We start from the raw sequence: 13,863 nt of genomic DNA, 5'->3' as shown, positions 1-13,863 counted from the left end.
ACTGACATCCAGGCTCTCGGCTGAGCAGATCGTGCGACGATGACCCGGTGACGCGCATCGCGCATGTGCTCGCGCTGCTGGGAGTCAACCTGGTTCCGGCCGCGGGCTGGTTCGTCGGGCACTGGTCGGCGGGCACCACGCTGCTGGTCTACTGGGCCGAAAACGTCATCGCCTGCCTGTTCGTCGCGGTCCGGATCCTGGTCCATCAGCGAATGAACCCGCGCCGCGGGCACTTTCGCTATCTGGCACCGAGCACCGACCGCCGCACCTCGCGCGGGCAGGGTTCGTTCGTCAAAGGGTTCCTGCTCGTCGCACTGGCGTTCTCCGCGGGCCACGCGGTTTTCCTCGCGGTCATCCTCGGCACGCTCAGCCACAACGGTGAGGCCATCGCCCGCGTCCAGTGGCACAGCGTCGCGCTCGGATGCACCTGGGTCCTGGCGTTTCTGGCCACCGACCTGGTCGTCGACCTGATGGCGCTGCGCCGGTGGCCGTTCTGGCGGATCGAGCAGGTCGCCAACCGTGGACTGGGCCGGGTGATCGTGGTGCACCTGACGCTGATCTTCGGCCTGCTGGGTGTTGCGATCACCGGTGCCCCGTCGACGCTGTTCGGGGTTTTCGTGGCCCTCAAGACGCTGTACGCCGTGGGATCGGCGCTGCCGCAGTACGACCCGGCCACCGCGCCGCGCTGGCTCAGCGCCGCGATGAACCGGCTGCCCAATGCGCACCCGGGGCGGCGCTTCGAGGACTTCTGGGCCGAGGACCGGGCCAAGGAGGCCGAGCGACGCCGACGGAACGAGGAGCCGGTCAGCCGCCCAGGCAGCCCGGACCCAGCAGTGCCTTGAGGTCACCCATCAACGCCGACGACGGGGTCACCCGCAGCGCGGCGTCGAGTTCGAGCGTGGTGATCCGCTCACCGCTGATCAGCCGCAGATGCACCTGCGAGGTGCCCGGGTGCCGCGCCAGCACCTGCTTGAGCGCGGTCACCTTGTCGACGGTGCACTGCCGCGTCGGCAGGCTCACCGCCAGCGGCCGGTCCAGCTGTGCACTCGAGAAGTCCGGCACCACAAGGTCGTTGGCGATCAACGAGATCCGGTCATCGCGGATGGCCACCTTGGCGCCGACCAGCACGACGGCGTCGTCGGCGATCTCGGCGCCGAACGTCGAGTAGGTCTGCGGGAAGAACAACACCTCGATGCCGCCGGTGAGATCCTCCAGTTGCGCTGAGGCCCACGGCAACCCGTTCTTGTTGACCCGCCGGTTCACCGACGCCAGGATCCCGCCGACCCGCACCTGCGTGTCGTTGGGCACATCGCCGTCGAGGATCGCCGGGATCGCGGTGTCGACCTGAGCGGCCAGCAGGTGGGCGATGCCGTTGAGCGGGTGCCCGGACACGTAGAGGCCGAGCATCTCGCGTTCCAGCGCCAGCTTGTGCTTGTCCTCCCACTCCTCGTCGGGCACCTTGATCGTGAACACCGCGTCGGTCGCGGTATCGGCGCCGCCGAACAGGTCGAACTGGCCCATCGCCTCGGCCTTCTTGGTGCCCAGCACCGAGTCGACGGCGTCGGTGTGGATCAGGAACAGGCCCTTGCGCGGATGCCCGAGCGAGTCGAATGCCCCGGCCTTGATCAGCGACTCGGTGACCTTCTTGTTGCAGGCGCTGATGTCGATCTTGTTGAGGTAGTCGGAGAAGTCGATGTACTTCCCCTTCTCGGTGCGCGTGTTGATAAGCGACGCAACCACATTGGCGCCGACGTTGCGGACCGCGCCCAACCCGTAGCGGATGTCCTCGCCGACCGAGGCGAAGTTCAGCGCCGACTCGTTGACGTCGGGCGGCAGCACCGTGATGCCCAGCCGGCGGCAGTCGGCCAGATAGACCGCGGCCTTGTCCTTGTCGTCGCCGACGGAGGTGAGCAGCCCGGCCATGTACTCGGCCGGATAGTTGGCCTTCAGGTAGGCGGTCCAGTACGACACCAACCCGTAGCCGGCGGCGTGTGACTTGTTGAACGCGTAGTCGGCGAACGGCAGCACCGTGTCCCACAGCGCCTTGATCGCCGCGGCCGAGAAGCCGTTGGCCTTCATGCCCTCGGAGAAGCCCTCGAACTCCTTCTCCAGCACCTCGCGCTTCTTCTTGCCCATCGCCTTGCGCAGAATGTCGGCTCGGGCCAGCGAGTAGCTGGCGACCTTCTGGGCGATGCGCATGATCTGCTCTTGGTAGACGATCAGGCCGTAGGTCTCGGCGAGGATCTCGCGCAGCGGCTCTTCGAGTTCCGGGTGGATCGGTTTGATCGCCTGGCGGCCGTTCTTGCGGTCGGCGTAGTCGTTGTGGGCGTTCATGCCCATCGGGCCGGGGCGGTACAGCGCGATCACCGCGACGACGTCCTCGAACCCGGTGGGCTGCATGCGCCGCAGCAGGTCGCGCATCGGCCCGCCGTCGAGCTGGAACACGCCGAGCGTGTCACCGCGGCCGAGCAGCTCGTAGGTGGGCTGGTCGTCGAGGGGTACGGACTCGAGGTCCAGTTCGATGCCGCGGTTGGCTTTGATGTTCTCCAGCGCGTCGCCGATGATCGTCAGGTTGCGCAGCCCCAGGAAGTCCATCTTCAGCAGGCCGATGGCCTCGCACGACGGATAGTCCCAGCCGGTGATGATCGCGCCGTCCTGCGGCCGCTTCCACAGCGGGATCGCGTCGATCAGCGGCTCGGAGCTCATGATCACCGCGCAGGCGTGCACACCGGCGTTGCGGACCAGGCCCTCGAGGCCGCGCGCGGTCTCGTAGATGGTGCGCACGTCGGGGTCGGTGTCGATCAGCCCGCGGACCTCGGCGGCCTCCTTGTACCGCTCGTGGTTGGGGTCGGTGATGCCCGACAGCGGGATGTCCTTGGCCATGATCGGCGGCGGCAGCGCCTTGGTGATCCGGTCGGCGATCGCGAACCCCGGCTGCCCGTAATGCACCCGGGCCGAGTCCTTCAGCGCCGCCTTGGTTTTGATGGTGCCGAATGTGATGACCTGGGCGACCCGGTCGCTGCCCCACTTGTTGGCCGCGTACCGCAGCATCTCGCCGCGGCGCCGGTCGTCGAAGTCGATGTCGATGTCGGGCATCGACACCCGCTCGGGGTTGAGGAACCGCTCGAACAGCAGACCGTATGGAATCGGGTCGATGTTCGTGATGCCCAGCGCGTAGGCGACCAGCGACCCGGCGGCCGACCCGCGGCCCGGCCCGACCCGGATGTCGACCGAGCGGGCGTAGTTGATCAGGTCGGCGACGATGAGGAAGTAGGACGGGTAGCCCTTCTCGCAGATGACCTTGATCTCGAAGTCGGCGCGGTCGACGTACTCCCGCGGCACCTCGGCCGAGGGGAACCGGCGGGCCAGGCCCGCACTGACCTCGTGGCGCAGCCAGGACTCCTGGGTGTGGCCCTCGGGGACAGGGAAGACCGGCATCCGGTCGCGCGGGGTCCACACGTCGGCATACGAGGTGACCCGCTCGGCGATCAGCACCGTCGAATCACAGGCCCCGGGCACCTGCCCGTCCCACAGCGCCCGCATCTCGGCCGCCGATTTGAGGTAGTAACCGTCGCCGTCGAACTTGAACCGGTTGGGATCCGAGAGCGTCTTGCCGGTCTGGATGCACAGCAGCGCCTCATGGTTCTGGGAGGCGTCGCGGGTGACGTAGTGGCAGTCGTTGGTGGCCAGCGGCGGGATGCCCAGCTTCTGCCCGATGTCGAGCAGCCCTTCGCGGACCCGGCGCTCGATGTCGATGCCGTGGTCCATCAGCTCGAGGAAGAAGTTCTCCGGGCCGAAGATCTCGCGCCACTTGGCGGCGGCCTCCAGTGCCTCGCGGTCGTGTCCGAGCCGCAGCCGGGTCTGCACCTCCCCCGACGGGCAGCCGGTGGTGGCGATGATCCCCTCGGCGTGCTCGGCGATCAGCTCGGCGTCCATGCGGGACCACTTGCCGAGCTGCCCCTCGAACGACGCCAGCGACGACAGCTTGAACAGGTTGCGCAGCCCGGTGGCGTTCTCGGCCACCATCGTCATGTGGGTGTAGGTGCCGCTGCCGGAGACGTCGTCGCCCTTCTGGCTGGGATCGCCCCACTGGATGCGCTTGGTGTCGAACCGCGACGCCGGGGCGATGTAGGCCTCGACACCGATGATCGGTTTGATGCCGGCCTCGGTGGCGGCGTTGTAGAACTCGCTGGCGCCGAACATGTTTCCGTGGTCGGTCATGCCGATCGCGGGCATCTCGAGCCGCTGCGCCTCGGCGAGCATCGGCTTGACCTTGGCGGCGCCGTCCAGCATCGAGTATTCGGTGTGGTTATGCAGGTGCACGAAGGACTGCGAAGGCGAACCGCTCATAGGGTGGCCAGTCTATGGCCGCCGCCCGACAAGTCCCGGCGTGTCGCGGTGCGTGTCTTCGCCGGCGCCCGTCATGCCCCGAACGCGACGGCTTCCACCGCCGCGGCCGGCTCGGGAGTTTCCCGGTATCCCGGACCCGCCATCACCGTGAGATCCACGACGGGCGCCGGCTGCAGCAATCCTCGGCGCAATAACAAGTTCAGTTGCTTGGCAATGCTGGACAGGTCGGCGGCCTCGCGCACGAACCCGCTGAACAGCCCCATGCCCCAGAACATCGCGAACAACATGTTGGCCACCGCGTCGGCGTCCACGTCGGCGGCGATCTCGCCGCGGCGGATCGCGTCGTCGACCATCCAGGCGTAGAACGCCGCGACCGCCTCGGTGGCGGCGGTGGTGCTGCCGCGCAGTTTGGGATGGCGGTGCTGTTCGAGCCGCGACATCACCAGAAACCGCATGATCGCGCCGTCGGACTGATCGAGCCGACGCGCCGCAGCAATGAAGGTGGCCAATTGCGTAAGCAACGTATCCTGGCGCTTGGCCGCGGCGATGCAGTCGGAGACAACCGAATATGCCTCGCGCTGGAGGCTGTCGTAGATCTCTTCCTTGGTGTGGAAGTAGTAGTGCATGGTCGGCCGGCTGAACCCGGCGCGCTGCGCGATGGCCTGGAAGGTCGCCGCTTCGTAGCCGCGTTCGACGATCACCGCGCGAGCGGCTTGCAGGATGGTGGCCCGCGTTTCGGTCGAGTCCGAACCCACGGGGCGCCCCCGTCCGCGCCCGCTCGAGGCGGGTCCGATCCTGCTGGCCACGAGCAAACGCTAGGACATAGCTAGATCAAGGTCAACCGCCGGCCGCGCGCAAACTCACCCGGTCGGCCCGCGCGCGCCGGGTCGCGTCGACGCTGAACACCAGCAGCGCTGTCCAGATCAACCCGAACACGAACCAGCGCGCCGCCGGCATCGGCTCGTGCCCGACGACCACTCCCCAGGTGAGCTGCATCGCGGGGGTCAGGTAGAACAGCAGGCCCATGGTCACCAGCGGAAGCCGCTGGGCGGCCGCGGCGAACAGCAGCAGCGGCAGCGCGGTGACGAACCCCGCCACCACCATCAGCGACATGTGTCCGCCGCCGTACCCGCCGAACGCGGCGTGGCCGGTGAGGTGCAGCATCACCAGGTAGGCGACGGCGAACGGGGTGGCCAGCCCGGCCTCGACCCCGACGCTGACCCGCGGGTCGACCGGGACCACCTTCTTGACCGCGCCGTAGAGCCCGAACGAGGCCGCCAACCCGAGCCCGATCCACGGCGGGGTACCCGCGTTCACCGTCAGCACCACGACCGCGATCACCGCCACCGCCAACGCGAAACGCTGTGCCGTGTTCAGTTTCTCGCGGAAGACCAGCATGCCCAGCGCGACGGTCACCAGCGGGTTGATGAAGTAGCCGAGCGCGGCGTCCACGACGTGACCGTTGTTGACCGCCCAGACGTAGATGCCCCAGTTGATCGAGATCAGCGCCGACGCCGCCGCCAGCAGCAGCCAGGTGCGGGCGCTCATCGTCCGCAGATCGCCCAGCCGCCGCACGACTGCGACGACGACCACCAGCAGCAGGAAGCCCCACACGATGCGGTGCGCGAGGATCTCCCCCGCGCCGGCGGGTTTGAGCAGCGGGAAGAAGGCCGGGAAGACACCCCAGCACAGGTAGGCGCCGACGCCGAACAGCAGACCGGACCTGCGGTCCTCGCTCACAGTTCGTGCCGGAGCACGTCCAGGGCGTGCTGCAGGTCTGCGGGATACGGGCTGGTGATCTCCACGCGCCGGCCGTCGGCCGGATGCGCGAACCCCAGAGACCGGGCGTGCAGCCACTGCCGTTCCAGCCCAAGGCGTTTGGCCAGGGTCGGGTCGGCGCCGTAGGTCAGGTCACCGGCGCACGGGTGGTGCAGCGCCGCGAAGTGCACCCGGATCTGATGGGTGCGGCCGGTTTCGAGTTCGATGTCGAGCAGGCTGGCGGCGCGGTGCGCCTCGAGCGTGTCGTAGTGGGTGACGCTGTGCCTGCCGTTCTCGGTGACCGCGAATTTCCAGTCGTGGCCGCGGTGCCGGCCGATCGGCGCGTCGATGGTGCCGCTGGACGGGTCGGGGTGCCCCTGTACCAGCGCGTGGTAGCGCTTGTCGACGGTGCGCTGTTTGAACGCCCGTTTGAGCACGGTGTAGGCGCGTTCGGACAGCGCGACCACCATCACCCCCGAGGTTCCGACGTCGAGACGGTGCACGATGCCCTGGCGTTCGTGGATGCCCGACGTGCTGATCCGGAAGCCGGCGGCGGCCAGTCCGCCGAGCACGGTGGGGCCGTGCCAGCCGACGGTCGCGTGCGCGGCGACGCCCGGCGGCTTGTCGACGGCGACGATGTCGTCGTCGGAGTACAGGATCGCCATGCCCTCGATCTCGACCGGGGTGTTCTCCACCGGCGCGGGCGCCTCGGGCAGCCGCACCTCCAGCCATGAGCCCGCGGCGAGTTTGTCGGCCTTGGCGGCCGGTGATCCGTCGATCACGACGCCGCCGTCCTCGGCCAGCGCCGCTGCGGCCGTGCGGGACAGGCCGAGCAGCCGGGCCAGCCCGGCGTCGACCCGCATCCCGGCCAGTCCCTCCGGAACCGGTAGCGACCGATCGGTCATCTACGCGTCCTCGTCCGGCCGGCGCCGTCCGACGGTATCGAAGTCGTAGCCGAACACCGACAGCACCACCAGCAGGATCGCCCCGCCGACCACGCACGGGTCCGCGACGTTGAACACCGGCCACCACCCGATGGACAGGAAGTCCACGACATGGCCCTGCAGCGGGCCCGGCGAGCGGAAGAACCGGTCGACGAGGTTGCCCAGCGCCCCGCCCAGGATCATCCCGAGCCCGACCGCCCACCACGGCGACACGAGCCGGCGGCCCATCCAGATGATCCCGAACACCACGCCGGTGGCGACCAGCGTCAGCACCCAGGTGTAGCTGGTCGCCATCGAGAACGCGGCCCCCGAGTTGCGCACCAGCGTCCAGGTCACGGTGTCGCCGATGATCGACACCGGCTGGCCGGGCGTGAGCAGTTTGACCGCAAGCACTTTGGTGATGATGTCGGTGACCAGCACGACCGCCGCGACGATCAGCAGCAGGCGCAGTCGGCGGCGGGGTGGCGCCTCGATCGTCTGTTCGGGCGCATCCGGGTCGTCAGTCACGCATCCATCATTCCAAAGCTCGGATGAGGAAGAATCTCGCACCATGGCTCGCCTCGTCGTGATCACCACCGGCGGCACCATCGCCACCAGTGGGGGCGACGACGGTGTCAAACGTCCGACCCGCAGCGGCGCCGAGTTGACCGCGGGGCTGGCGGGCCTGACGACGGTCGACCTGATGGCCGTCGACAGCTCGGCGCTCACCCCGGCCGACTGGGACCGCATCGGCGCGGCGATCTGGCGGGCGGTCACCGAAGGCGCCGACGGGGTCGTCGTCACGCACGGCACCGACACCATGGAGGAGACCGCGCTCTGGCTCGACCTGACGTATGACGGCGGTGTGCCGGTGGTGCTGACCGGGGCTCAGCGCAGCGCCGACGCGCCCGACGCCGACGGGCCCGCCAACCTGCGTGACGCGGTGGCGGTGGCGGGCAGCCCCGAGGCGCGGGACCTGGGTGTGCTGGTCGGGTTCGCCGGGGTCGTGTGGCAACCTCTGGGGATGAGCAAGGTCAGCACCGCCGACCTGCAGAGCTTCACCGGATCCGCGGTCGGCGCAGTGTCCGATGGTCGGTTCAGTGCGCGGGCGGCGAAGCGGCGGCCGCAGTTCCGGGCATTGTCGGCCGCACAGGCGCCGCGCGTCGACATCGTCGCCGCCTATCCGGGTGCCGATACCGTGGCGATCGACGCATGTGTGGCCGCCGGGGCGCGCGGGATCGTGCTGGAGGCGCTGGGTGCGGGCAACGCGGGCGCGGCCGTGGTCGACGGGGTCCGCCGGGCGTGCGACGCCGGGGTGGCGGTGGCCGTGTCGACGCGGGTGCCCGGCGGGCGGGTCGCCCCGGCGTACGGGCCGGGCCACGATCTGGTGGCCGCGGGCGCGGTGCCGGTGCCGTCACTGCGGCCCGCGCAGGCGCGGGTGCTGCTGATGGCGGCGCTGGCGGCCGGGCAACCGGTGGCCGAGGTGGTCCGCCGGTGGGGTTGACGCGCGTGGCCGTGGCGATCGCGGCCGGTGCGCTCGCGCTGACCGCGGGCGCGATAGCCTCGGCCGACCCGTCGGCCGATCCGTGGGCCGATCCGATCGACGAGTATCCGGTCGCCGAGGGCAACTACCGGCCGGGCCCACCGCCGAACTACCACGTGTACTTCCAGACCCCCGACGGGATGTTCTGCGGCATCGGACCCAACGGCGGCCCGATCGGCTGCGACGGCGTTCCTCACGACGCCCCGACCGGAACCAACCAGACGTTTCTGACCACCGGCGGGCCCGCCGAGTACCGGCACTCGGACACGCCGACCTTCACCCGCCCGGGCGTCGACGTGTTGCCCGCCGGTCACCGGTTGGAGAACTGGGGCGCCAGTTGCGCGGTGGGACACCAGGGCACCGTGACGTGCGAGACGTACGGCGGGCACGGCTTCACCATCTCGGCGACCTACGGCGTGCTCTGGTAACGCGCCAATTCGGCGACGTAGTCGGGCCAGTCCAGGCTGTCGACCGGGTTGGCCCGGTCCAGCCCCGGCGTGTCGTCGGGGAAGGTCCGCGCCTGCCCCGGCCCGCTGGCGCGGGTCTCGAAGCGCACGGTCATCACGCCGTGGCCGGCGCCCTGGATCCAGCCGTGCCCGTAGTCCGGGTGCAGGACGTCGTCGCCGATGCGCCAGGCCGGCGGCGTCGCGGCGAGGTCGGTGACGGTGGGCGGCGGGCCGGTGTGGGCGACGTCGTCGGCGGCCATCAGGTCCAGATCCGGGAACAGGGACTCCTGCTGCACCTCGGACAGTCCTGAAAAGCCAACGCCGAGAAGGCGAATCGGGCCGACCTCGACGGGGTCGAGCAGCAGCCGGCGAGCGGTCGCGATCAGTGTGCCCGCATCGGTGGTGGCGTACGGCAGCGTGGCCGAGCGGGTCAGCGTGCTCATGTCGGATTTCTTCAGCTTGACCGTGACCGTGCGGGCGCCGCGGCCGTCCTTGAGCAGCCGCGCGTGCGCGTGCTCGCCGATCGGGCCCATCGCCTCGCGCAGCTGATCGAGTGTGGTCAGGTCGGCGGGGAACGTGGATTCGGCGCTGATCTGTTTGGCGGGCGCGTTCTCGGCGACCGGCCGGTCGTCGATCCCGCGGGCCAGCCGGTGCAGCGCCGGGCCGACGGTGCCGCCGAGGATGTCGGCGGCCTCGGTCTCGGTGAGTGCGGCGAATGCGCCGATGGTCTCCACGCCGAGCCGGTGCAGCTTCTCCCCCGCGACGGGTCCGATGCCCCACAGCCGCCGCACCGGAAGACCGTCGAGCAGGCTGCGCTCCTCGTCGCGCCGCACCACCCGGATGCCGTCCGGCTTGGCCAACCCTGAGGCGATCTTGGCCAGCTGCTTGCCCGACCCGGCACCGATGGACGAGACCAGGCCGGTCTCGGAGAGCACCCGCGCCTTGACAACCCGGCAGAACTCGTCGACCTCGTCCGCCGACGCGCCGGCCAACTCGGCGGGCTCACCGAAAGCCTCGTCGTACGAGAGCTGTTCGAGCACCGGCACCAGCGTGCGCACGGTCTCGAAGACGCGGCGGCTCGCCACGCCGTACACCACACCGCGCGGCGGCAGCACCACCGCCGACGCGCCGACCATCCGGCGGGCCTGATGCATCGGCATCGCCGATCGTGCGCCGTAGACCCGGGATTCGTAGCTGGCGCCGGCGACCACACCGCGCCCGCCGAGCCCGCCGACCAGCACCGGGCGTCCCCGCAGCGTGGGACGGGTCAACTGCTCGACGGACGCGAAGAACGCGTCCATGTCGAGGTGCAGCACCCAGCGACCGTCCACACCTGCAGATGCTAAGGCGCTAGCCTGACCGGCATGGCACACCCAGGTGCCGAACCGTTCGATGTCGCGATCCGCGACGGCGCGATCCGGTTGGGCCAGTTCCTCAAACTCGCCGCGCTCATCGACTCCGGCGCCGACGCCAAGACCGTGATCGCCGACGGGCAGGTCAACGTCAACGGCCAGGTCGAGCACCGGCGCGGCAGGCAGCTGCGCAGCGGCGACGTGGTGAGCTTCGCCGGGCGCAGCGCCCGTGTGGTCGACGGTTAGCGGTCGACCTTCGCGATCGCCACCCGCACTCCGTCGCCGATCTCGCTGCCGTCGACCGGGTCACCGAAATCGAAACTGGTGGCCAGGATTTCGCGGGCGATCAGGCCGCTGTGCGTCTGCGCCCACGCCTGTCGCTCGGACGGCACCGCCATCACCACCGAGATGCGGTCGGACACGTCCAGACCCGAGGACTTGCGCAGATCCTGCAGTTCGCGGATCCGGTCCTTGGCCCAGCCCTCGGCCTCCAGTTCCTCGGTGACCGTGCCGTCCAGCACCACCAGTCCGGCGCCGTCGGACAGCGCCGCGGTGTACTCCGGATCGGCGGCCACCAGCCGTGAGGTGAACTCCTCGGGTCGTAGCACCGCCGGGCCCGCGCTCAGCGTGCCGTCGGCGTTGACCACCGCCTCGCCGGCCTTGACCGCCTTGATCGCGGCCTGCACGTCCTTGCCCAGCCGCGGGCCTGCGACCCTGGCATTGACGGTCAGTTCGAACCGGCCGTAGGTGTCGATGTCGTCGGTCAGCTCGACGGCCTTGACGTTGAGCTCGTCGGCGATCAGGTCGGCGAACGGCTGCAGCCGCTGCGGGTTGTCCACCGCCACAGTCAGTTTCGGCAGCGGCAGCCGTACCCGCAGCTTCTTGGCCTTGCGCAGCGACGAGCCCGAGGAGGCCACCTCGCGCACCAGGTCCATGGTCTGGACGAGTTCAGGATCGGCGGGCAGCAGGCCTTCGGACGGCCAGTCGGTCAGGTGCACCGATCGCTCACCGGTCAGGTCGCGCCAGATGCGTTCGGTGACCAGAGGCAGCAGCGGCGCGGCCAGCCGGCACACCACCTCGAGCACGGTGTGCAGGGTGTCGATGGCGTCGGGGTCCTCTTCCCAGAACCGCGAACGAGACCGTCGCACATACCAGTTGGTCAGCGCCTCGGTGAACTGCCGCAGTTGGTCGCACGCCCCGGAGATGTCGCAGACGTCCAGCGCGGCGGTGAGGTCGTCGCGCAGCACGGCGAGCTTGGCCAGGATGTAGCGGTCGAGCACATGCTTCGAGTCGGTGCGCCAGGTCCCCTTCTTCGGAGCGTAGAGCGCCAGGAACGAGTACGCGTTCCACAGCGGCAGCAGCACCTGGCGCACACCCTCGCGGATGCCCTGCTCGGTGACGATCAGGTTGCCGCCGCGCAGGATCGGCGAGGCCATCAGGAACCACCGCATCGCGTCAGAGCCGTCGCGGTCGAACACCTCGGTCACGTCGGGGTAGTTGCGCAGCGACTTGCTCATCTTCTGGCCGTCGTTGCCCAGCACGATGCCGTGCGCCACACAGGTTTTGAACGCAGGCCGGTCGAACAGCGCGGTGGCCAGGATGTGCAGCGTGTAGAACCATCCGCGGGTCTGGCCGATGTACTCGACGATGAAGTCGCCCGGGAAGTGCGAGTCGAACCAGTCCTGGTTCTCGAACGGGTAGTGCACCTGCGCGTACGGCATCGAGCCCGAGTCGAACCACACGTCGAACACGTCCTCGATGCGGCGCATCGTCGACCGGCCGGTCGGGTCGTCGGGGTTGGGGCGGGTGAGCTCGTCGATGTAGGGCCGGTGCAGATCGGTGGGCCGCACCCCGAAGTCGCGCTCGAGTTCGTCGAGGCTGCCGTACACGTCGATGCGCGGGTACGCCGGATCGTCGGACTTCCACACAGGGATCGGGCTGCCCCAGTAGCGGTTCCGCGAGATCGACCAGTCTCTGGCGCCCGACAGCCAATTGCCGAACTGGCCGTCCTTGACGTGTTCGGGGTACCAGGTGATCTCCTGGTTGAGCTCGACCATCCGGTCGCGGAACTCGGTGACCTTGATGAACCACGACGACACCGCGCGGTAGATCAGCGGGTTGCGGCACCGCCAGCAGTGCGGATAGGAGTGCTCGTAGGTCTCATGCCGCAGCAGCACCGCGCCGTTGGCGGCCGCCGGGCCGGTCTGGTTCTTCAGGTCACGGATGATCTGCGGGTTCGCGTCGAACACGTGCTGGCCCGCGTAGTCCGCGACGGTCTGGTCGAACCGGCCCCGCGGGTCCACGGGTGTGACGGCCTCGATGCCCGCGGCCTGCGCTGTGAGCATGTCGTCCTCGCCGTAGGCCGGCGACATGTGCACGATCCCGGTGCCGTCCTCGGTGCTGACGAAGTCGGCGGGCAGCACACGGAACGAGTGCGGCGCATCCGAGAAGTACGCGAAGGGCGGCAGATAGCGGGTGTCGAGCAGATCGCGACCGGAGTAGGTGCCCAGCACCTCGGGCTCTTCCCCGAGTTCGCGCGCGTACGCGCCGACCCGGGCCTCGGCCAGCAGATAGCGGCGCCCGTCGCTGCCTGCCACCTGCACGTAGGTCACGTCGGGGTGCACCGCGACGGCCTGGTTCGACGGCAGCGTCCACGGCGTCGTCGTCCAGATGAGCAGGTACGCGCCGGCCAGGTCCCCCTCGGCGACCTGGAAGCCGACGGTGATCGCCGGGTCCTGGCGGCTCTGGTAGACGTCGTCGTCCATCCGCAGTTCGTGGCTCGACAGCGGGGTCTCGTCGTTCCAGCAGTACGGCAGGACCCGGTTGCCCTCGTACGCCAGACCCTTGTCCCACAACTGCTTGAACGCCCAGATCACCGACTCCATGAACTCGGGCTCGAGCGTCTTGTAGTCGTTGTCGAAATCCACCCAGCGGGCCTGGCGGGTCACGTAGTCGCGCCACTCGTTGGTGTACTTGAGCACCGACGCGCGGCACGCATCGTTGAACTTCTCGATGCCCATCTCCTCGATCTGCGCCTTGTCGGTGATGCCGAGCTGGCGCTGCACCTCGAGTTCGGCGGGCAGTCCGTGGGTGTCCCAGCCGAACCGGCGCTCGACCTTGTAGCCGCGCATGGTGCGGTACCGCGGCACGATGTCCTTGACGTAGCCGGTGAGCAGGTGGCCGTAGTGCGGCAGACCGTTGGCGAACGGCGGACCGTCGTAGAAGACGTACTCGGGCGCGTCGTCGCGGTTGGCGATGCTGGCGCGGAACGTGTCGTCGCTGTCCCAGTAGGCCAGGACGTCGGCTTCCAACGCCGGGAATTTCGGGGCTCCGGCAGCCGGCTTCGGGTAGGCGGTCATAGCTCCTGTGCCTCATGTCGGCCTCGGGGGCCTCAGTTCGTCAAGGCACGGGGACGACGTCGCGCTGGTGCGCGGGCGCCGCGGTACCACCCCGCTTGCGCACCCCGGTGGGCACCGTTGTGCGCCGCTCGA

11 protein-coding genes are annotated in these 13,863 nt (G+C 69.4%); 4 read left to right on the top strand and 7 right to left on the bottom strand.

The window, feature by feature from the left end:
* Nucleotides 1–47 precede the first annotated feature (47 nt).
* Nucleotides 48–842 carry a DUF6498-containing protein gene (locus BHQ18_RS03675; protein ID WP_069412209.1) on the top strand — a complete coding sequence of 265 codons (795 nt, stop codon included), beginning with the start codon at nt 48–50 and terminating at the stop codon, nt 840–842.
* Here the strand turns inward: BHQ18_RS03675 and dnaE are convergent.
* From dnaE to lspA, 5 genes are all read right to left on the bottom strand, one after another.
* A complete protein-coding gene (gene dnaE, locus BHQ18_RS03670) occupies nt 805–4,350 on the bottom strand; it encodes a DNA polymerase III subunit alpha (RefSeq protein WP_069412208.1) in 3,546 nt (1,181 codons plus the stop codon). The two genes, BHQ18_RS03675 and dnaE, sit on opposite strands and share 38 nt — an antisense overlap.
* 71 nt (nt 4,351–4,421) lie before the next feature.
* Complete coding sequence (locus tag BHQ18_RS03665; protein WP_131815648.1) at nt 4,422–5,156, bottom strand: TetR/AcrR family transcriptional regulator; 735 nt, start codon at nt 5,154–5,156, stop codon at nt 4,422–4,424.
* 31 nt (nt 5,157–5,187) lie between these two features.
* The gene (gene rarD, locus BHQ18_RS03660) at nt 5,188–6,090 is read right to left on the bottom strand and encodes an EamA family transporter RarD (RefSeq protein WP_069412206.1); all 903 of its coding nucleotides are present in this window, start codon (nt 6,088–6,090) and stop codon (nt 5,188–5,190) included.
* The gene (locus tag BHQ18_RS03655) at nt 6,087–7,013 is read right to left on the bottom strand and encodes an RluA family pseudouridine synthase (RefSeq protein WP_069412205.1); all 927 of its coding nucleotides are present in this window, start codon (nt 7,011–7,013) and stop codon (nt 6,087–6,089) included. The genes rarD and BHQ18_RS03655 overlap by 4 nt, the downstream gene beginning before the upstream one ends.
* The gene (lspA, locus tag BHQ18_RS03650) at nt 7,014–7,559 is read right to left on the bottom strand and encodes a signal peptidase II (RefSeq protein ID WP_069412204.1); all 546 of its coding nucleotides are present in this window, start codon (nt 7,557–7,559) and stop codon (nt 7,014–7,016) included.
* Between the two features lie 43 nt (nt 7,560–7,602).
* Here lspA and BHQ18_RS03645 point away from each other — a divergent pair, with 43 nt between their 5' ends.
* Together BHQ18_RS03645 and BHQ18_RS03640 are read left to right on the top strand one after the other, a co-directional pair.
* Nucleotides 7,603–8,535 carry an asparaginase gene (locus BHQ18_RS03645; RefSeq protein WP_069412203.1) on the top strand — a complete coding sequence of 311 codons (933 nt, stop codon included), beginning with the start codon at nt 7,603–7,605 and terminating at the stop codon, nt 8,533–8,535.
* Nucleotides 8,526–9,002, top strand: a complete 477-nt coding sequence (locus BHQ18_RS03640; protein ID WP_069412202.1) for a hypothetical protein — start codon at nt 8,526–8,528, stop codon at nt 9,000–9,002. The genes BHQ18_RS03645 and BHQ18_RS03640 overlap by 10 nt, the downstream gene beginning before the upstream one ends.
* On the opposite strand, the gene BHQ18_RS03635 is transcribed toward BHQ18_RS03640, so the two are convergent.
* Entirely contained in the window at nt 8,984–10,351 is a 1,368-nt protein-coding gene (locus BHQ18_RS03635) for a DNA polymerase IV (protein WP_084293863.1), read from the bottom strand. The two genes, BHQ18_RS03640 and BHQ18_RS03635, sit on opposite strands and share 19 nt — an antisense overlap.
* A gap of 33 nt (nt 10,352–10,384) precedes the next feature.
* Between BHQ18_RS03635 and BHQ18_RS03630 the strand changes: the two genes are divergently transcribed.
* Complete coding sequence (locus BHQ18_RS03630; RefSeq protein ID WP_069412201.1) at nt 10,385–10,618, top strand: RNA-binding S4 domain-containing protein; 234 nt, start codon at nt 10,385–10,387, stop codon at nt 10,616–10,618.
* Here the strand turns inward: BHQ18_RS03630 and ileS are convergent.
* Complete coding sequence (ileS, locus tag BHQ18_RS03625) at nt 10,615–13,731, bottom strand: isoleucine--tRNA ligase (RefSeq protein ID WP_069412200.1); 3,117 nt, start codon at nt 13,729–13,731, stop codon at nt 10,615–10,617. The two genes, BHQ18_RS03630 and ileS, sit on opposite strands and share 4 nt — an antisense overlap.
* Nucleotides 13,732–13,863 lie beyond the last annotated feature (132 nt).

Source organism: Mycolicibacterium flavescens (genome assembly GCF_001722335.1).
Classification (GTDB): domain Bacteria; phylum Actinomycetota; class Actinomycetes; order Mycobacteriales; family Mycobacteriaceae; genus Mycobacterium; species Mycobacterium flavescens.
The sequence above is the reverse complement of the archived record's forward strand: the minus strand, read 5'-3'. Positions and strand labels throughout refer to the sequence as shown.

Coding starts and splice junctions, on each gene's coding strand:
- dnaE (WP_069412208.1), bottom strand. CDS start 4,350: ATGAGCGGTTCGCCTTCGCAGTCCTTCGTGCACCTGCATAACCACACC.
- BHQ18_RS03645 (WP_069412203.1), top strand. CDS start 7,603: ATGGCTCGCCTCGTCGTGATCACCACCGGCGGCACCATCGCCACCAGT.
- ileS (WP_069412200.1), bottom strand. CDS start 13,731: ATGACCGCCTACCCGAAGCCGGCTGCCGGAGCCCCGAAATTCCCGGCG.
- BHQ18_RS03630 (WP_069412201.1), top strand. CDS start 10,385: ATGGCACACCCAGGTGCCGAACCGTTCGATGTCGCGATCCGCGACGGC.
- BHQ18_RS03655 (WP_069412205.1), bottom strand. CDS start 7,013: ATGACCGATCGGTCGCTACCGGTTCCGGAGGGACTGGCCGGGATGCGG.